The 18099-nt window shown below is 65.7% G+C and carries 14 protein-coding genes; 3 read left to right on the top strand and 11 right to left on the bottom strand.

Annotation, left to right across the window (positions count from 1 at the left end; all coding sequences use genetic code 11):
• Positions 1-410: 410 nt before the first annotated feature.
• Positions 411-761, top strand: coding sequence for a hypothetical protein (locus ACVISU_RS04600; protein WP_050404735.1), 351 nt, complete (start codon positions 411-413; stop codon positions 759-761).
• A 59-nt stretch (positions 762-820) separates the two neighbouring features.
• Here the strand turns inward: ACVISU_RS04600 and ggt are convergent, their stop codons facing one another.
• The 6 genes from ggt to ACVISU_RS04630 all read right to left on the bottom strand — a co-directional run bounded on the left by ggt (position 821) and on the right by ACVISU_RS04630 (position 8801).
• The gene (gene ggt / locus ACVISU_RS04605; RefSeq protein WP_456706148.1) at positions 821-2527 is read right to left on the bottom strand and encodes a gamma-glutamyltransferase; all 1707 of its coding nucleotides are present in this window, start codon (positions 2525-2527) and stop codon (positions 821-823) included.
• Positions 2528-2673: 146 nt separating this feature from the next.
• Positions 2674-4287: an ABC transporter ATP-binding protein gene (locus tag ACVISU_RS04610; protein WP_063695179.1), complete on the bottom strand. Its 1614-nt coding sequence runs from the start codon at positions 4285-4287 to the stop codon at positions 2674-2676.
• Positions 4284-5096 (bottom strand): ABC transporter permease, encoded by an 813-nt coding sequence (locus ACVISU_RS04615; RefSeq protein WP_456706149.1) that lies wholly within the window; start codon positions 5094-5096, stop codon positions 4284-4286. Before ACVISU_RS04615 ends, ACVISU_RS04610 begins: the two co-directional genes overlap by 4 nt.
• Before the next feature lie 16 nt (positions 5097-5112).
• Entirely contained in the window at positions 5113-6057 is a 945-nt protein-coding gene (locus ACVISU_RS04620) for an ABC transporter permease (RefSeq protein WP_456706150.1), read from the bottom strand.
• Between the two features lie 15 nt (positions 6058-6072).
• Positions 6073-7641, bottom strand: a complete 1569-nt coding sequence (locus tag ACVISU_RS04625) for an ABC transporter substrate-binding protein (RefSeq protein WP_456706151.1) — start codon at positions 7639-7641, stop codon at positions 6073-6075.
• Positions 7641-8801 (bottom strand): C45 family autoproteolytic acyltransferase/hydolase, encoded by a 1161-nt coding sequence (locus ACVISU_RS04630; RefSeq protein ID WP_456706152.1) that lies wholly within the window; start codon positions 8799-8801, stop codon positions 7641-7643. The genes ACVISU_RS04625 and ACVISU_RS04630 overlap by 1 nt, the downstream gene beginning before the upstream one ends.
• A 56-nt stretch (positions 8802-8857) precedes the next feature.
• Here ACVISU_RS04630 and ACVISU_RS04635 point away from each other — a divergent pair, with 56 nt between their 5' ends.
• Both ACVISU_RS04635 and ACVISU_RS04640 read left to right on the top strand, forming a co-directional pair.
• A complete protein-coding gene (locus ACVISU_RS04635) occupies positions 8858-9799 on the top strand; it encodes an FCD domain-containing protein (RefSeq protein ID WP_456706153.1) in 942 nt (313 codons plus the stop codon).
• A 12-nt stretch (positions 9800-9811) separates the two neighbouring features.
• Entirely contained in the window at positions 9812-11161 is a 1350-nt protein-coding gene (locus ACVISU_RS04640; protein WP_456706154.1) for an aminotransferase class III-fold pyridoxal phosphate-dependent enzyme, read from the top strand.
• Between the two features lie 648 nt (positions 11162-11809).
• Here ACVISU_RS04640 and ACVISU_RS04645 read toward each other — a convergent pair.
• From ACVISU_RS04645 to soxC, 5 genes are all read right to left on the bottom strand, one after another.
• Complete coding sequence (locus ACVISU_RS04645) at positions 11810-13381, bottom strand: porin (protein ID WP_456706155.1); 1572 nt, start codon at positions 13379-13381, stop codon at positions 11810-11812.
• Between the two features lie 653 nt (positions 13382-14034).
• The gene (locus tag ACVISU_RS04650; RefSeq protein WP_456710755.1) at positions 14035-15522 is read right to left on the bottom strand and encodes an amino acid permease; all 1488 of its coding nucleotides are present in this window, start codon (positions 15520-15522) and stop codon (positions 14035-14037) included.
• 145 nt (positions 15523-15667) lie between these two features.
• A complete protein-coding gene (locus tag ACVISU_RS04655; RefSeq protein ID WP_456706156.1) occupies positions 15668-15973 on the bottom strand; it encodes a BA14K family protein in 306 nt (101 codons plus the stop codon).
• 190 nt (positions 15974-16163) lie between these two features.
• Complete coding sequence (locus ACVISU_RS04660) at positions 16164-16709, bottom strand: c-type cytochrome (RefSeq protein WP_456706157.1); 546 nt, start codon at positions 16707-16709, stop codon at positions 16164-16166.
• Positions 16696-17973, bottom strand: a complete 1278-nt coding sequence (gene soxC / locus ACVISU_RS04665; protein WP_050404649.1) for a sulfite dehydrogenase — start codon at positions 17971-17973, stop codon at positions 16696-16698. The genes ACVISU_RS04660 and soxC overlap by 14 nt, the downstream gene beginning before the upstream one ends.
• Between the last annotated feature and the right edge of the window lie 126 nt (positions 17974-18099).

An 18099-nucleotide genomic window follows, 5' to 3' on the forward strand; every position in this document is an offset into this window, starting at 1 on the left:
CTCGTGCGCGCAGCCAAATCAGGGCCATCCCCGCTGTTCGGACACTCCGCGGGACCGCGTCGACCTGCAGCCCTCCCAACCTTCCGTCTTCCGATTCGCCGGCCTGCCGGGAACGCTGCACGCGGATCGCCGATCGCCGCGCTTGCGCGGCGAGCCGGTTGCGAAAGAAAAGCGCAGGCCGGTCCGAGCGGTTTCACTACCCCGCTGCCGTTGCAGGCACCGTGTCGTCAGAAACCGGTGGACAGCGCCGGCGAGCCGACAGGATTAATGGTTTATTAACCATAACTACCGCAAGTTGTTGTCGTACACGCGACTCGCGAGGGCTGGCTAGCATGGCACTGCGCGGATTTAGACGGCCTTTTGCGGCCGACCCGAATGTCCTCGGATTTCCGAGACCTCCCACATCGGCGATGGGCACCGAAGCCTTGGACCTCGTCTATCAGGCGGCGGACCTGTTCCGCAGCATCGAGGACCGGGCCCGCGCCGGCGAGGCGCGTGCTGAGGCAGCCGAACAGGCGCAGCTCGAAATCATCGCCGCCACCGAGCGCAAGCTGAGGGATGCATCCCGGGCGCTCGAAGAGGCCCGCCGGCGTATCGAGTCCCAGCAAGAGCAGCTCGACGCGGCCGAATTCCGGGCCCAGGCCGCCGAAGCCGAGGCCCGTGAAGCAAAGCAGTCGCTGGCCCTGGTCGAGGATGCGATCCGCCGGCGCCTGCTGCTGACGAGCGGGCACGAGGACGGCAGGTCGACGGCCGTCGCCTGACGCGAGGGTCGATCTCGCAGGCGTCGCGCCCTCGCCGCGCCGCCATCGGACCACGGCAATCAATAGCCGCCGGCAAGCCCCGAATTGCGGCGCGGATCGTTCGCTCCATAGAAGCGGTTGTTGCCGACCGGCTTGCCGCCCAGCGATGGCGCACCAATGATGATGACCGCGAGATGATTGGCCGGCTGTGGCGGCCCGAACTTTTGACCCATGCCTTCCAAAATCTTCCGCGTGTCCGGCGACAGCGTGAAGTCCTCGAGGTTGGTCAGATCCGGAAGCCATTGCTGGTGGAAGCGCGGCATGTCCACGGCTTCCTGCGCGTTCATGTCGTAATCGATGGCATTGATCATCGTCAGCAGCACGGCGGTGATGATGCGGCTGCCGCCCGGAGTCCCCACCACCATGACCGGCTTGCCGTCCCTGGTGACGATGGTCGGGCTCATCGAGGACAACGGACGCTTGCCGGCGACGATGGAATTGGCCTCCCCCTGCACCAGGCCGTAGAGGTTCGGCACGCCGACCTTGGCGGTGAAGTCGTCCATCTCGTCGTTCAGCAGCACGCCGGTCTTGGCCGCGGTCACCTTGGCACCGAACCAGTCGTTCAGCGTGTAGGTGACCGACACCGCGTTGCCGTCCTTGTCGGCGATCGAATAGTGCGTGGTGTTGCTGCCCTCATGCGGCGGAACGCCGGGCTTGATGTCCTTGGACACGCCGGCCTTGGCCGGGTCGATCGCGGCGCGGATCTTCGCCGCGTAATTCTTGTCGAGCAGACGCTCGAGCGGATTCTTCACGAAGTCGGGGTCGCCGAGATAGCTGTTGCGATCGACATAGGCGTGGCGCATCGCCTCGATCTGGTAGTGCACCGCCTGCGCGGAGTGGTAGCCGAGCTCCTTCAGCGGATAGCCCTCGAGGATGTTGAGGATCTCGCAGATCACGACGCCGCCCGAGCTCGGCGGCGGCGCCGAGACCACATGGTAACCGCGATAGTCGCATTCGACCGGCGCGAGCTCGCGAACCCTGTAGTTATCGAGGTCCTCCTGCGTGAGCAGGCCCTTGCCGGCCTGGCTCGAGGCGACGATCGCCGCGCCCACCCAGCCCTTATAGAAGCCGTCGGTGCCGCGCTTGCTGATCTCGCGCAGCGTTTCAGCAAGCTCGTGCTGCGTCAGCCGCTCGCCGACCTGGAACGGCTTGCCGTTGTTGAGGAAGATCGCGCCCGAGGCCGGATCGTCCTGAAAATCCTTGGTCGAGGTCTCCAGCATGCTGATGTCGCCCTGGTCCAGCACGAAGCCGTCCTCGGCGAGTTGCAGCGCCGGCGCGATCACGTCGGCACGCTTCATCGTGCCGTATTTCTCGCGCGCATATTCCATGCCGGCCACCGAGCCGGGCACGCCGACGGCGAGATGTCCCTTGGTCGACAGGCCGGGAATGACGTTGCCGTCCTTGTCGAGATACATGTTGGCGGTGGCGCCCTTCGGCGCGGTCTCGCGGAAATCCAGGAAGGTCTTGCGGCCGTCGGCAAGCTGAATGGTCATGAACCCGCCGCCACCGAGATTGCCGGCGGCGGGATAGGCTACCGCCAGCGCGTAACCGACCGCGACCGCGGCGTCGACGGCGTTGCCGCCCCGCTTCAACACCTCGATTCCGACCTGCGTCGCAAGATGCTGTGCGGAGACGACCATGCCGTTCTCGGCGGCGACCGGCGCAACCGACGCGGCGCGGCCAGGGAGCGACGCCGTGACGCCGATCGCGACAATGGCAGCGACCATCCATCGCGCGCCCGTTCGTGGATTTCGCATTGGAGTTCCCCCCGATTTGCATCGTCTGGGTGCGGTGCATGTTGCTTCTATCGGAGCGAGCAAGTGTAGCAGGCCGCGCGCCCGCACACTATAGCCGCATCAGCCTTGACTTTTCGTCAGCCCGACACGCGTGCGGCGGCCTGCCCGGCAAGATCCAGCACTGGCGTCGCAGCGAGCAGCGCTCTCGTGTATTCGTGCTGCGGTCGGTCGAACACGTCGTCGCGCGACCCTTGCTCGACGATGCGGCCGGCCTGCATCACCACCACGCGGTCGGCGACCTGCTCGACCGCGGCGAGGTCATGGCTGATGAACAGACACGCGAAGCCGTATTGCGCCTGCAACCGTTCGAACAGCTTCAGCACCTGGGCCTGGATCGTCATGTCGAGCGCGGAAACCGGCTCGTCGGCGACCACGAAGGACGGATGCCGCACGATCGCACGCGCGATCGCGATGCGCTGGCGCTGACCGCCGGAGAGCTCATGCGGCCAGCGCTGGGCAAAGCCGGCAAGCCCGACCTCCTCGAGCATGCCGGCAACGCGCCGATCGCGCTCGCGGGACGACAGTTCCGGAACGTGCCGCAGCGGCTCGGCGACGATCTCGCCGACCCGCATGCGCGGGTCGAGCGACGAATAAGGATCCTGGAATACGAGCTGCGAGGCCAGGCGAAACGCGCGGTCGCGCGTTCCGATCACGTCCCTGCCCTGAAAGCGAATCTCGCCTCCGGCCGCCGGGATCAGCCGCAGCATGGCGCGGCCGAGCGTGGTCTTGCCCGAGCCGCTGCCGCCGACCACGGCGACGGTCTCCCCCGCGCCGATTTCGAGGTCGACACCATTGACCGCCGCAACATCGGCATCCCTCCGGAACAGCCGCTGCCGCCCGCCGAACGAAACCTTCAGGCCACGCACGCTGATCAGCGGGTCGCCGGCCACGCGGCGCCCGCTCGCAGAACTCCGCCGCGGCAGCGCATCGACGAGTTGCCTTGTGTAGGCCTCGCGCGGCGCAGAGAGGATTTGCCGGACGCTGCCGGTCTCCACCAGTTTGCCCTGGCGCAACACGACCGCGCGCTGCGCATAGCGCGACACCAGGCCGAGATTGTGGGTGATCAGCATCACCGCGGTACCGTGATCGCGCGCCAGTTCGACCATCAGGTCGAGCACCTCGCGCTGGCTCAACGTGTCGAGCGCGGTGGTCGGCTCGTCGGCCAGCAGCAGCTTCGGTTTCAAGAGCATCACCGAGGCCAGCATGATGCGCTGGCGCATGCCGCCGGAGAATTCATGCGGATAGGCATCGAAGGTTCGCGCGGGATCGCGGATCTGCACCCGCGCCAGCATGTCGAGGCAACGCTGCCTGATCTCGGCTCGCGTGAGCCTCTCGTGCAGGGCAAGTCCCTCGGCCATCTGCGCGCCGACGCTGATCGCCGGATTGAGCGAGACCATCGGCTCCTGGAATACCATGCCGACCGAGCGGCCGCGCAGCGCGCGCATCCGCCGCGGCGCGATCTCGGCGAGGTCCTCGCCGTCGAGCCGGATCGCGCCGCCGACCCGCCGCAGGCCAGGCGGCAGCAGGCCGAGAATGGCGCGCGCCGCGGCGGTCTTGCCGCTGCCGGACTCGCCGACCACGGCGAGGAATTCGCCGCGCTCGATCGCAAACGACACATCGTCGACGACGACGGCAGCGGTCCTGGCGGCCTCGATGCGCAGCTGATCGACCGTGAGCAGCGGCGCGGTCATCCGTGCGCCATCCTGGGATCGAGGCGATCGCGCAGGGAATCGCCGAGCAGATTAATGCCGAGCAGCGTCAGCGCGATGCACAGCCCCGGTGCGATGCTGAGCCAGGCCGCGGTTTCCATATACGGACGGCTCGCCGCCAGCATGTTGCCCCAGGTCGGCGCCGGCGGCGGCACACCGAGGCCGAGGAAACTCAGCGCGCTCTCGGCCAGCAGCACCCAGCCGAACATGCTGGTCGCCAGCACCGCCACCGGCGCGATTGCATTGGGCAGCACGTGGCGGAGCATCGAATAAAGTTCGGAGTTGCCGATCACCCGCGAGGCCTCGATATACTCCTTCTCGCGGATCGACAGCACGGTGCCGCGCACCACGCGCGCAACCGACGGGATATAGGCGAGCCCCAGCGCCAACACGAGGCCGGTCTTGTTGGCGCCGATCACGATCATCACCGCAAGCGCCAGCAGGATGCCGGGAAACGCCAGCAGCGCGTCGTTGACGGCCATGATGATGCGATCGGTCCAGCCGCGCAGATAGCCGGCGATCCCACCGACCAACACGCCGATGCTGACGGCGATCAGTACGGTGGCGAGCGCCACCACCACGCTGGCGGCGGCCCCCGCCATCAGCCGGCTCAGCACGTCGCGGCCGAATTCGTCGGTGCCGAACCAGTGCAGCAAGGACGGCGCTTGCAGCCGCGCCTTCAGGTTGATCCGCAGCGGATCGAACGGCGTCCAGAACGCGGCGGTCGCGGCGGTGCCGAGCAGCAAGGCGATCAGCGCGCCGCCGATCAGGGTGTTGATGCGCCATTTCATGCCAGGGCAACTCTTTTCATGCCACGGCCACCCTTGGGTCGAACAGCGGATAGCAGAGGTCGACGATCAGATTGACGACGACATAGATCGCCGCGGTGAACAGCAGGCAGCCCTGCACCACCGGATAGTCGCGCGCGAAGATCGAATCGACCAGCAGCCTTCCGAGCCCCGGCAGGGTGAACACGGTCTCGATCACCGCGATGCCGCCGAGCAGATGTCCGAGCACGAGGCCGATCAGCGTCCAGGTCGGCGCAAAGGCGTTGGGCAGAACGTGGCGGCCGAGCACCAGCCATTCCGGGACGCCCTTGGCGCGCGCATGCGTGACATATTCGAGCCGCAGCACCTCGATCGAGGCCGCCCGCGCCATCCGCGTCAGCACGCCGATCTCGACCGCGGTCAGCGTCACGATCGGCAGCACCATGAACAACATCGCCTGCCAGCCATCCTCAGAGAACGGCACGTAGCCGATCACCGGCAGCCATTTCAGCTTCAACCCGAACAGCAGGAGCAGCAGCAGGCCTAGCCAGAAGCTCGGGATCGACAGCAGCAGCGTTGCGCCGCCGACGATCGCCAGATCGAGTGCGCTGTTCTGCTTCCAGGCCGCGATCAAGCCGGCCACGACCGCGATGCAGGCGGCAAGGCCAACCGCCACCAGCACGATGGTGGCCGAGACCTGGAAGCGCTCCAGGATCAGCGGCAGCACCGGAAGATTATTGGTGATGGAATGGCCGAGATCGCCGGTCGCAAGCTTGCCGAGCCAGTACAGGAATTGCAGCGGCACCGGCTGGTCGAGCCCGAGCTGCGCGCGCAATTGCGCGGCCTGCGCGGGATCGGCGTTGTCGCCCAGCATCACCTGCACCGGATCACCGGGGATCAGGCGCACCAAGGTGAACACCGCGACCGCCACCAGGAGCAGCGTCGGGATCGTCATGGCCAGCCGTCGTGCGAGGTAGCCGAGCATCGCCGCGTCCCTCCCCTACTGCAGGCTCACGCCCCAGAAGCGCGGCTGTCCGAACAGCCAGCCGGCAAATCCCTTGACGTTGTTGCGCAGGGCGGCGATCTCGGCGCCGTTGAACAGGACGATCATCGGTACATCGTCGATGAAGCGGCGGTGCAGCTCGTCGAACAGTAGCTGGCGCTTCGCCTTGTCGTCGATCATCATCGACTCCTGCAGCAGCCGCTGCGCCTCCGAATCGTCCCAGACCTTGCGCGGCTGTGTCGCCTTCGGCCCCATCAGCATCTCGAAAGAGAGCGACGGGTCGAGCCGCGGCGAGTAGACGAAGGCCATCGACTGGTAATCGCCGCGGTTGTAGCGATCGAGCTGGGCGGCCCAGTCCAGCACCTCGATCTCGATATTGATGCCCGCGGCCTGCGCCATCGCCTGCACCAGCACGGCTGAATCGAACACGTAGCTGTAGCGCTTGTTGGCGATCATCTTGATCGGCTGGCCGTGATAGCCGGACTGCGCGAGCAGCTTCTTGGCTTCCGCGATATTCTGCGTGTAGCCGTGGGTCTCGACCTCGCTATAGAACGGACTTCCGATCGGCAACGCCGAATTGTTGGCGCGCGCGATGCCCTCCATGACCGCGTCGATGATCTGCGGGGTGTCGAGGCTGAGCGCGATCGCCCGCCGAATCCGTACGTCCTTGAGCAAGGGATCGCGGGTCTGGAACAGGATGCCGGTGAGGCCGAGCGCCGGCGTGATGCTGAGCTGCACGTCCGGCCGCGTCTTGAGGTCCTCGACATCGGGGATCGCGAGGTTGCTGATCGCATCGAGCGAGCCGGACAACAGGCCGGCCTTGGCCGCCGAGCCGTCGGGAACGACGTTGAACCTGATCCGGTCGACCTGCGCGATCTTGGCGCCGGTATAGCCGGTACGCGGCTCGCTGCGCGCGGCGTAACCGTCGAAGCGCACCAGATCGACGTACTGGCCGCGCTTCCATTCGCCAAGCTTGAATGGTCCGGTGCCGACCGGCGCGATCCACTTGCCGTCAGGCCCGACCGAGTCGCGGTGGATGATGGCGGTCTGCCCGCAATCGGGCCGCGCCAGTGTCGACAGGAACAACGCCGTCGGCCGGTCCAGCGTGATCGCGACGGTCTTCGCGTCAGGCGCCTCGATCTTCTGGATCTGGGCGATGCCGGTCGCGCTGAATTCGGACAGGCAGCGCCACTGCGTGGCGGGATCGAGCCAGCGCTTCAGCGACCAGATGACGTCATCCGCGGTCATGCCGGCGCCATTGTGGAACTTGACGCCTTGCCGGAGGTGGAAGGAGTAGGTCTTGCCGTCGTTCGAGACGGTCCAGCTGTCCGCCAGCATCGGCCCGATCGAGGTATCGTCGCGGAACGCGACCAGGCCCTCGACGATATGCGCCATCACGCCGTCGGTGTTAGCGTCCCGGTTGGTGCCGGGATCGGTGGAGCGGATGTCGGCGTTGAGCCGCGTGCGCAGCAGCGTCTCGGCGTCGGCGCGCAGCGGCGCCGCCAGCATCACCGACAGCGCCAGCAGGCCGACCATCATCCCGCGTGATGGCCGACGTAGGACCATCAGGACGCCCTCGCGGTCACCGATGGCGCGGCCTCATTGCGAGGGCTGGCGGTGACCTCGAGCCGATAGGACGTGAACTGCCGGTTCAGCGCCGGCAGCGGCGCGACTTCCATCAGCCCGCTCGCCGGCTCCATCAGGATCATCGCGACCGTCGCGCTGAGATTGTTGCCGAGATTACGGCGCGGCGGCCGGCACACCGACCACGGATAGGCGAAATCGTCGAACAGCGCCGACTTCACGGTCTCGAAGCTGATGGCACCGAGATGCGGCTGCAACAGATCGCGAACCCGGATATCGCGATAGAGGCTGTCGGGCGTGCTGGCGATGCCGGTGTCCTTGAGCTTGCCGAGCGCGACCGGGCTGACGAAATGATTGGCGTGCACCAAGAGCCCACGATCGGGATGCACCTGGAAGGTCTCGTCTGGTGCACATTCGAAGTCGATCGCGACACCGTCGCGATGGCTGACGATCATGTTGTTGGCGGCGGACTTCCTGGTGCAATAGACCGTGCGCATCGACAGCGCGACATGCTCGCTCTCCAGCACCTTGCGCCGGATCAGCGCCAGCGGCGCGCCGATCTGACGATAGTCGCGGTCGCACTGCAGATAGTTCGCGGTGATGGCAATGCCGGCCGCGTTGAAGCCGCAGCGGCCGAGCGCGCCGGCTTCGGTGAAGGTCATGAGATCCGGACCATCGTCGCGGCGCACCTTCAGCACGACGGCGGTCTCGGCGCATTCCCGCTTCCAATCCCAGTTCTGGGCGTGGATCAGCCGCCCCGACGCGGTCGCCTGCGGCAGCACGACGACGCCGGTGCAGCCATCGGGCTCGTCGGGCGTCTTCAGCCGCGCCCGGACCGATGGCTCGGCGAGCTTGAGGATCTCGGTGCGGGCATTGAGCAGCACGATATCCTCGAACGGAACGCCGGCGCCCTCGGCAATGCCGTGCATCTCATCGATATAGGTCGGCTCGAACGCCTCGATGACCGGAAGATAGTCGCGCACCAACTCGGCGACGCCGGCAGCATCGAGCGAGAGCTCCTTGAGCTGCGAGAAATAGTGCGAGGTGCCCTTGCGGATGCGGTCGGCCGCCTGGCGGCCATACTGCTTGCCGCGCTCGTGCGGCGCACCGGAAATCTCGATCAGGGGAAACGGTTCGACCATGGTTTGCGCCAACTTCCTTTTGCGTTTCCGCCAAGGCTAATGTATTTTGTGAGCACATGAAACAAAAATCTGCGCCCATTGCGAAGGCAGCCCCCAGCCGCCTGCAACGCGAACTGTCCGCGGGCATCCTGGAACTGATCCGGGCGGAAAAACTCGCGCCCGGCACGCGACTTGCGGAGGTGGCGCTGGCGGAACGGCTGCAGGTTTCGCGCACGCCGGTGCGCGCGGCGCTGAAATTATTGGCAGGCCGCCGCCTGATCCGGGTCGGCGCAAGCCGCGGCTACTTCGTGACCGATACGGCTCCGCCGGCGCCGAAGACATCAGGCAGACCCGCGCCTGCGGATACCGACCGGCTGTTCGTCGCGATCGCGCGCGACCGGCGCAGCGGCCGCCTTCCGGTCGACGTCTCCGAGCGCGACCTGATGCAGCGCTACGGCGCCTCGCGTCCGGTGGTGCAGCGCGTGCTGGCCAAGCTTGCGGAGGTCGCAGCAGTGCAGCGCAAGCCCGGACATGGTTGGCGATTCCAGCCGATCATCGCCGATGCGGAAGCGCGCGAGGAGAGCTACCGCTACCGGATGCTGATCGAGCCGGCCGCCCTGCTGGAGCCGGGCTTTCGGCTCGATCCGGTCTGGGCCGCCGAGATGCGCCGGCGTCATCAGGATGCGATGAAGCAGACCTGGAGCGAGACCGCGAGCATCGCCTTCTTCGAGATGAACGCTGCGTTCCACGAGGGATTGGCGGCGGCCTCCGGCAACCGCTTCCTGCTGGTTGCCGTGCAGCAGCAGAACCGGCTGCGCAGCTTTGCGAACTACGACTGGACCTTCGGTTATGAGCGCGTGCTGGTGAACTGCCGCGAGCATCTTGCGATCCTCGACCGGCTCGAGGCCGGCGAGCGCGAGGCCGCTTCCGCGCTGATGCGCAAGCATCTCGAAGGCGCCTCGAAGGTCAAGCGCGTCACCGACGATCCGGCCAACGACCGCAGCAACACCCGCAAGTAACAGGAGGCCTCCATGCATTCACCGCACGCCGCGGCAACCAACACGCCCCTCACCCGCGAGGCGATGGAGCCGTTCTGGATGCCGATGACGCCCAATCGCCAGTTCAAGTCGAATCCGCGGCTGTTCACCGGCGCCGAGGGCATGCACTACATCACCCAGGACGGGCGGCGCATTCTCGACGGCATGGCGGGGCTCTGGTGCGTCAACGCCGGTCACGGCCAGAAGCGGATCGTCGAGGCGATCCAGGCGCAGGCCGCGAAACTCGACTTCGTGTCCTCGTTCCAGATGAGCCACCCCGCCGCATTCGAGCTCGCCGGACGCATCACGGAGATCACGCCCGAAGGTCTCGACCATGTGTTCTTCACCAATTCCGGATCGGAATCGGTCGACACCGCGCTCAAGATTGCACGCGGTTATCACCGCGCCCGCGGCGAGGCCAGCCGCATCCGTTTCATCTCGCGCGCCAAGGCCTATCACGGCATGGGCTGGGGCGGATTGTCGGTGAGCGGCCTGTATCGTCACCGCCGCGATTTCGGCCCGCTGCTGCCCGAGGTCGACCATCTGGCGCTGCCCCACGATCCCGAGCACAGCGCATTCTCGCGCGGGCAGCCGGAATGGGGGGCGCATTTCGCCGATGAGCTGGACAAGCTCCTGCAGATCCACGATCCCTCGACCGTCGCGGCCGTGATCGTCGAGCCGGTGACCGGTTCGGGCGGCGTCTACCCGCCTCCAGCGGGCTATCTCGAGCGGCTGCGCCAGATCTGCGATCAGCACGGCATCCTCCTGATCTTCGACGAGGTGATCACCGGCTTCGGACGGCTCGGCGCGCCGTTCGCAGCCAATGCGCTCGGCGTGACGCCCGATCTCATCACCTGCGCCAAGGGCATGACCAATGCCGCCGTCCCGATGGGCGGCGTCATCGTCAGCGACAAGGTCTACTCTGCGCTGATGAACGGCCCGGAAAACACCGTCGAGCTGTTCCACGGCTATACTTACTCGGCGCATCCGCTGGCCTGCGCGGCCGGACTCGCCGCGCTCGACGTCTACCAAGACCTCGGCCTGTTCGAGCGCGCCCACCGCATCGCGCCGGTATGGGAGGCGGCGGCGCATGCGTTGAGGGACACGCCGCACGTCATCGATATCAGGAACATCGGCCTGCTCGCCGCGATCGATCTGAAGCCGCGCGACGGCGCACCCGGCACGCGCGGGCCGGAATGCGCCAGACGGTGTTACGACGAGGACGGCATCCTGATCCGCGCCGCCGCCGATACGTTGATGATCTCTCCGCCTTTGATTATCACCGAGGACCAGATCGAAGCGATTTTTGCGGCCATCCGCCGCACGTTGCATGCGATCGAGTGAAGCCGGCGAGGGCCACGGCTAGAGCGCAATGACGAACTCTCGATGCCGCAACAAATCCGGTGTCGTCCCTGCGAAAGCAGGGACCTATAACCACGAATGTTGATTGGCTTGTCGCGCCGGAATGACGAATCCCGTCCACAACACCCGCTGCGAAGTATGGGTCCCTGCTTTCGCAGGGACGACAGGTTCTTCGCGCAGACACCGCGCTTGACCTACACTCCGTCCCTCGCCCGCAGCCGGCTGTGGCGCCGGCCGTGGGCCGCATAGATCACGAGGCCAGCCAGATCGCCGGCGCCTTGAACGGGCGCGGCAAGTCCGGATCGCGGACGCGCAGCACCAGCGTGCCGATCGAAACGAGTTCGCCGGCCAGTCCGATCGGCAGCATCAGTCTTCGTTGCCCGGATGACCGAAGCCACATACGGGATTCACTCCGAGCCTGGGCCCAGATCTCCGCATGTCATTTTTGCTCGTGTGGGCTGTGCTGGATAATCAAATCACGCCGCCGCCCGCTGAATCAAAAGCCTCCGGCGGGCATGCCGGAGGCTTCGGAGGTCGTACAGAAGATGGAAGGAACACCTCTCTGGTTGTGGTCAATGAGACGTTTGAAAGCTCAACTTTCCGAAGCGATCGCTCGACAACTGCGATAATTCACCAGTTGCGCTGAGCTCGGAGGAGCAAGGTAACCGTATTCTGGTCTTTCAGTTCGTAGATCGCCGCTGGCTTGCCGATCGAGGCGCTGCCCGGATAGGCAATCGTGCCAGCAAAGCTCTGGTCCAGGTGGGTGTAGGTGAAGTCTGCCGTGAAGGTCAGGTTCTTCACCGGGGTCCACTGGGTCTGGGTGCCGATCTGCGCGATGCTGTAGTCGGGGTTGCACGAGGTCAGAGCTGCGCCACCAACAAGCAGCGGAGCGAACGTGCCGCCCACACCGTTGCCGGCGAGACCGCAGATATAGCCCTTGGCAGTGCCGTTGTAGTTAACCTGGGCCCAGGCACCATAGATGCTGGTGTTCCAGTACGGGTTCCAGTTGTGCACATATGCACCGCGGAAACCGTAGGTCGTGATCAGCTGCTGCGAACCGCCGGTGACGAATACCGAGTCCGGCGCAACGCCGAAGCCGATGCTCTGGTAGGCCCCAGCAAGACCAGTGCTGCCGAAGATAGCGTTCGCACCAGCCGAACCGGCGAGGTCCTGGATGTTGTAGCGCGTCGCACCGTTGGTGTAGACGCCCTGCAAGTTGATGGTGTCGCCAGGTCCGGTCGGGATGTTCTTGATCGACAGGGCCAACTGACCAGCCCAGCCCCACTTGTCCTCCGGATGACCGGTCAACTCATTGCCGCCGTAGTAGGCGACGTGGTTGTCATGCGCTGCGAACGACGCCTGGAACAGACCCCAAGCCTGGTCGACGCGCAGCATCGCGACGAGGTCCGGAGCAATCGTGCCGGCGTAGTCGCTGATGCCGAAGATACCGAGCGCGCCCGGAGGAGCGATGGTGACCGGAGCGCCGAGGTTGAAAACACCAGCCTGATAGTAGGCCGTCTGGTCCTGAGCCGACAGAGACAGCGACACGCCGTTGCCGAACTCAGCGGTGTAGGTGAACTGGTTCACGCCGGTGATGGTACCGCCGCCGCCGACGAGACCGTCGAAGTTGTTGCCCGGATAGTTGGCCCACGGAGCCGAGAACTGTGAGACCGCCTTACCGATGGTGAAGCCGGCGAACTGGATGTAGGCGTAGTAGACGCCAACCGTACCAGCCGCAACCGCACCCGTATTGGCGTTGTTCGCCGCCTGAACCGTGCCGATCGGCGAGTAAACGGTCGCACCGTTGCCCTGGCCGGCGTAGCTGTCCGAGGTCCAATTGAACGTCGCATCGAAGAACGTGCGGACCACGCCGTATTCGGTCGCAGTGCGGGTATCGATGTTCAGGTCTTCACGCGAACGCCAGGTGTAGCCGTTGGTGAAGCGGTTGCTCGCACCCGCCGCACCCGAGGTGTTGCCGACGTGATCCGAGTTCGAGTTTACGACGACGTCAGCGCGCAGGTAGCCGCCCAGCTTGATACAGGTGTCGGTGCCCGGGATGTAATAGAAACCGGGACCATACAGGGAGCAGACCTTCACGTACTCGACCGCTTTGGCCTTGACGGGAAGATCGGCCGCCTGAGCTCCGCCGACCGCGACGAGTACCGCCGCCGAACCGAGGATAAGGCTGCTAGTCATTTTCATGTTAACCCCCAAGTTTCTTTTCATGTCATGCAAGGATACGCATCCGCTCGGTTGGAAATCCTGCGGTTGGTCCCTTGTCCATCAGCCGCTCCGCGCCTTCGGACATACCCTCCAATGCCCCGAGAGTGCGTCCATTGCTCCTTGAGTCTGAAAGCGCCAACGCAGGTTAGCCGAGTGTCGAACCTGCGCGTTATGAATTGTTCTGATCGATCTCATCAGCATGACGAATAAGGCACCCGGGTTCGATCTTCCGATGCTCTCCTCGCAACGCGCTCGATGGATTTTGCGATTGCGGCATTTCGCGCCCCTCGCCCGCAGCCAGCTATTGCGCGCGGGAAAGCCGGAACGATCCGGTTTCACCTGTGGTCTCCTACTTCCCGTGCTTCTTGTTGCATGGGACCCATGGGAGCGACCGGCGCCAGGCTTTCCCGCGCCCTCTGCTTATTGAGAGGCTGGAAAATGACGCAAGACTCGGACTATTCCCGTCGCGAGAATGCGGACGCACAGCCCAACGCTGTTGGACACTTGGTCGGAATCTCCTCACCGTTATTGCGAGCGAAGCGAAGTCATCCATTGTCTCAGCATATGCGGAACGATGGATTGCTTCGTCGCTCCGCTCCTCGCAATGATGCGGATAGCCGGAGCCGCCCTGCCTACCCCCGACCCCTCGCCCGCAGCCGGCTGTGGCGCCGGCCATAGGCCGTATAGATCACGAGCCCGATCACGAGCCACACCGCGAGCCTGATCCAGGTGTCGAGCGGCAGGCCGAACATCAGGAACAGCGAGGTAGCCGCGGCTGCCGGCGCCACCAGCCAGATCGCCGGCGCCTTGAACGGGCGCGGCAGGTCCGGATCGCGGACACGCAGCACCAGCGTTCCGATCGAGACCACGGTGAACGCGAACAGCGTGCCGATCGAAACGAGTTCGCCGACCAGACCGATCGGCAGTAGCCCGCCGAGCATTGCAGCGACGCTGCCGGCGAAGATGGTCGAGACATAGGGCGTCTGGAAGCGCGGATGGATCCTGGCGGCGATGCCCGGCAGCAGCCCGTCATGCGCCATGGCGCGGAAGATCCGCGGCTGCGCGAGCAGCATGATCAGGATCACCGATGTCAGCCCGAACAGGATGCCGAGCTTGATGAAGGGACCGAGCCAGCCGATGCCGACGGCATCGATGCCGACCGCGATGGGATCGGGCACGCTGAGCTTGTCGTACGGCACGATGCCGGTCAGCACGAAGCCGACCGCGACATAGAGCGCGGCGCAGATCACGAGCGAGCCGAGGATGCCGATCGGCATGTCGCGCTCGGGCGTCTTCGCCTCCTGCGCTGCGGTCGAGATCGCGTCGAAGCCGATATAGGCGAAGAACACCACGGCCGCGCCGCGGATCACGCCGGACCAGCCGAACGCGCCGGGACCGGCACTCGGCGGGATCAGTGCGCCCTGCGGATTGCCCGCCGTCACCCAGTTCGCCAGCGAGACCGAGGACGCTGCGGCGGCGAGAAACAATGCGATGACGACGAGCTTCACCACGACGACGAAGCCGGTGAAGCGCGCGGACTCGCGAATGCCGACCACGAGCAGCATGGTGACGAAAGCGACAATCGCCATCGCCGGGATGTTGATGACCGCGCCGGTCGACGACCACGCACCGCTGTTGGCGTCGTAGGCGAGCGGCGCCGAGGTGAATTGCTGCGGCAGGTTGATGCCGAAATCGCGCATGAAGCTGACGAAATAGCCGGACCATCCGACCGAGACCGCGATGGCGCCGACCGCGTATTCGAGGATCAGATCCCAGCCGATGATCCAGGCGATCAGCTCGCCGAGCGTGGCATACGCGTAAGTGTAGGCACTGCCGCAGATCGGCACCGTCGACGACATCTCGGCGTAGCACAGGCCGGCGAAGGCGCAGGCGACGGCGCCAAGCATGAAGGACAGCGTGACGGCAGGTCCGGCATTCGCGGCCGCCGCATGGCCCGTCAGCACGAAGATGCCGGCGCCGATGATGCCGCCGACGCCGAGCGCGACCAACTGCAACGCCGAGAGCGAGCGCTTGAAGACCGGCGTCTCCGCGTCGCCGTCGGCACGCGCCGCTTCCCGCAACAGCTCCGCGGTTGACTTTCGGTCCCAGAAACCGGCCAGGGTGTCTGTCACGCCAATTGCCTCCGCCGTTCGGGTCCGGCGGGACCCGACGCGATCGGCGCACTATAGCGCAACCGACATGCGGTGGTTGGCGCACCGGGTGATAGCCGGCGCGCTTATCCACCACGAAGCGGAATGCGAGACCCTATTGGCAGGGATGGCGGCGGCCGTCGCGGCCAAGGAAGGTGCCGGACGCAGGATCGAACGAACGATAGCGCGCGCAGGACGAGGACGGTGCCGCCGGTATGGCGCCATAGGCATTCGCCGGATTGCCGCCACGTTGCTGCGCCTGCTGGGCCTCACCCCATGGCGTCAGGGCGCCGCCGTTGATGGCGCTCCGCCCCGGATTTTGCGCGTCGAGAAGCGCCGGCTCCGAAATCTGGGCCGAGACCGGCGTGAGCGTCATTCCCACGAGCAGCACGGCAGCTGCGACGGCCTTCAGTCCGGCCAAAGGACCTCTCCGATGCATCGATTGAAATTCGCCCAATAGCTGCGCACGGGCGGCAGCGCCGTCCCTGTGCCCTAATCCGATGTGGTGACGGCCAAACTCCTGAAGCAGGGGCCGCCAGGTCACAATGGCGCGAGGCGGCCGCCGGCGCGGCGCGACGACAACGGCGCGCGACGGCCGTCCGGCCCGCGCTTCACCGATTATGGACGTCAGGCCTCGGGTCGGCGACGAATCCGTCGCGGTTCGGCATCTTGACGGCGGCGAGCGACTTCGCGTCGAGCACCGCGTTGGCGGGGACGATGCCGTTGAGGCTGAGAATGTAGGCGGACACCGCGTAGACGTCCTCATTGCTCAGCGACTGCGGCGCATTCTGCGGCATCGCGCGGCGGATGTAGTCGAACAGGGTCGGAGCATAGGGCCAGTAGCTGCCGACGGTGCGGATCGGCTTTGGGCTCGCCAGTGAGCCCTGTCCGCCGACCAGGCGGTCGCCGACGGCGCCCTGCCCGTTGTCGCCGTGGCACGCCGCGCACTGCTCGGCGAACACGGTGCGGCCGCGTTCGACGCTGCCGCTGCCCGGCGGCAGGTTGGAGCCATCGCGACCGATGTCGATGTTCCAGCCCGCGATCTCGGCGGGTGTTGCCGGACGCCCGATGCCAAAGCGATCCTCAGCCTGCGCCCCAGCGGCAAGCATCGCGATCGCGCCCACGACAAGCACCGCCTTGAGCTTACGCCTGGCCATTGGTCACCTCACCATTCGCATCGATGCGCCAGGGCCAGATCGCGTTGTTGTGGTAGAATGAGTTGAGACCGCGCACCGCCACCAATTCGGCCAGCGTCGGCTGCACGTAGCCGGTCTCGTCGACGGCGCGGCTCTGGATCACCGCGGGAGTGCCGTCCCAGTGCCAGGGCAAGCGGAAGCGCGTGAGCGCGCGCGTCAGCACCGGCTCTTGCAGCTCCGCCTGCTGCCAGCTCTTGCCCTCGTCGAGCGAGATCTCGACGCTCTTGATCTTGCCGTGGCCGCTCCAGGCGATCCCGGTGATCTCGTGAAAGCCATGCGTGGTCAGCTTCTGGCCGCCGGATGGCCGCGTAATGATCGACTTGGCCTCCATGTAGAAGGTGAATTCGCGCGACGTGCCGTCCGGCATCGGGTCGGTGTATTTCGAGGTCTCCTCGCGCGAATAGGCCGGCTCGGCGACCACCTTGAGCCGGCGCAGCCATTTCACGTTCATGTTGCCTTCGAAGCCCGGCAACAGCAGCCGCAGCGGATAGCCCTGCTGCGGACGCAGCCGCTCGCCGTTCTGGCTGTAGACCAGCATGGCATCGTCGAGGCATTTCTCGATCGGGATCGAGCGCGTCAGCGCAGCGGCATCGGCGCCTTCGGCTACGATCCATTTGGCGCCCGCCTGCAGGCCCGCTTCGTCGAGCACCGTCTTCAGCGGCACGCCGGTCCATTCCGCGCAGCTCAAGAGGCCGACGAGATCGGAGGCCGTCTTGCCGTAGGGCTTGGTGTAGACCGGATTGCCTGAGCACTCGATGAAGTGGATGCGCGATTGCGATGGAAAGCGACGGATGTCCTCCATCGTGAACACCAGCGGGCGATCGACCATGCCGTGCAACATCAGCCGATGCTCGGCCGGATCGATGGTCGGCACGCCGCCATGGTGGCGTTCGTAGAATAAGCCGTTCGGCGTAATGATGCCGTCGAGCTCCTGCAACGGCGTACGGCCCGACGCGGAGATGTATTGCGGCAGCGTCTTCGAGATGTTCTTGACGACGCCCTTCTCGTGGACCGACGGCGTGCCATAGGGCTGGCTTCCCATCGCCTCGCCAGGCGCTTTCATCCATTCCGGCACGTTGGGCGGAAGATTATTCCCCTGTTCGGCAAGCGCGGTAGTACCGGCAACTCCAGCTATCGCGGAGCCCCCAGCCAGTGCTGCGCCCGCCTGAAGGAATCGCCTGCGAGACGCCTCTCGCACGCGCTTGTCCCTCGTGTGTTCGCTCATCGACGTTTTCCTCTGACGTTAGGCGATGCAGCCTAACACCAAACGCCCGCGGCGAGGCAATGATCCAGCGCGCAGGGCTGCATCGACGGCACGTCTTAGCCGTTGCTCGCCGATCCTGACCTGCCC

The organism is Bradyrhizobium sp. USDA 4452, assembly GCF_054063575.1.

Excerpts from the sequence above, each read along its gene's own strand:
- ACVISU_RS04600 (WP_050404735.1), top strand. The coding sequence starts at position 411 with ATGGGCACCGAAGCCTTGGACCTCGTCTATCAGGCGGCGGACCTGTTC.
- ggt (WP_456706148.1), bottom strand. The coding sequence starts at position 2,527 with ATGGTCGCTGCCATTGTCGCGATCGGCGTCACGGCGTCGCTCCCTGGC.
- ACVISU_RS04610 (WP_063695179.1), bottom strand. The coding sequence starts at position 4,287 with ATGACCGCGCCGCTGCTCACGGTCGATCAGCTGCGCATCGAGGCCGCC.
- ACVISU_RS04615 (WP_456706149.1), bottom strand. The coding sequence starts at position 5,096 with ATGAAATGGCGCATCAACACCCTGATCGGCGGCGCGCTGATCGCCTTG.
- ACVISU_RS04620 (WP_456706150.1), bottom strand. The coding sequence starts at position 6,057 with ATGCTCGGCTACCTCGCACGACGGCTGGCCATGACGATCCCGACGCTG.
- ACVISU_RS04625 (WP_456706151.1), bottom strand. The coding sequence starts at position 7,641 with ATGGTCCTACGTCGGCCATCACGCGGGATGATGGTCGGCCTGCTGGCG.
- ACVISU_RS04630 (WP_456706152.1), bottom strand. The coding sequence starts at position 8,801 with ATGGTCGAACCGTTTCCCCTGATCGAGATTTCCGGTGCGCCGCACGAG.
- ACVISU_RS04635 (WP_456706153.1), top strand. The coding sequence starts at position 8,858 with ATGAAACAAAAATCTGCGCCCATTGCGAAGGCAGCCCCCAGCCGCCTG.
- ACVISU_RS04640 (WP_456706154.1), top strand. The coding sequence starts at position 9,812 with ATGCATTCACCGCACGCCGCGGCAACCAACACGCCCCTCACCCGCGAG.
- ACVISU_RS04645 (WP_456706155.1), bottom strand. The coding sequence starts at position 13,381 with ATGAAAATGACTAGCAGCCTTATCCTCGGTTCGGCGGCGGTACTCGTC.
- ACVISU_RS04660 (WP_456706157.1), bottom strand. The coding sequence starts at position 16,709 with ATGGCCAGGCGTAAGCTCAAGGCGGTGCTTGTCGTGGGCGCGATCGCG.
- soxC (WP_050404649.1), bottom strand. The coding sequence starts at position 17,973 with ATGAGCGAACACACGAGGGACAAGCGCGTGCGAGAGGCGTCTCGCAGG.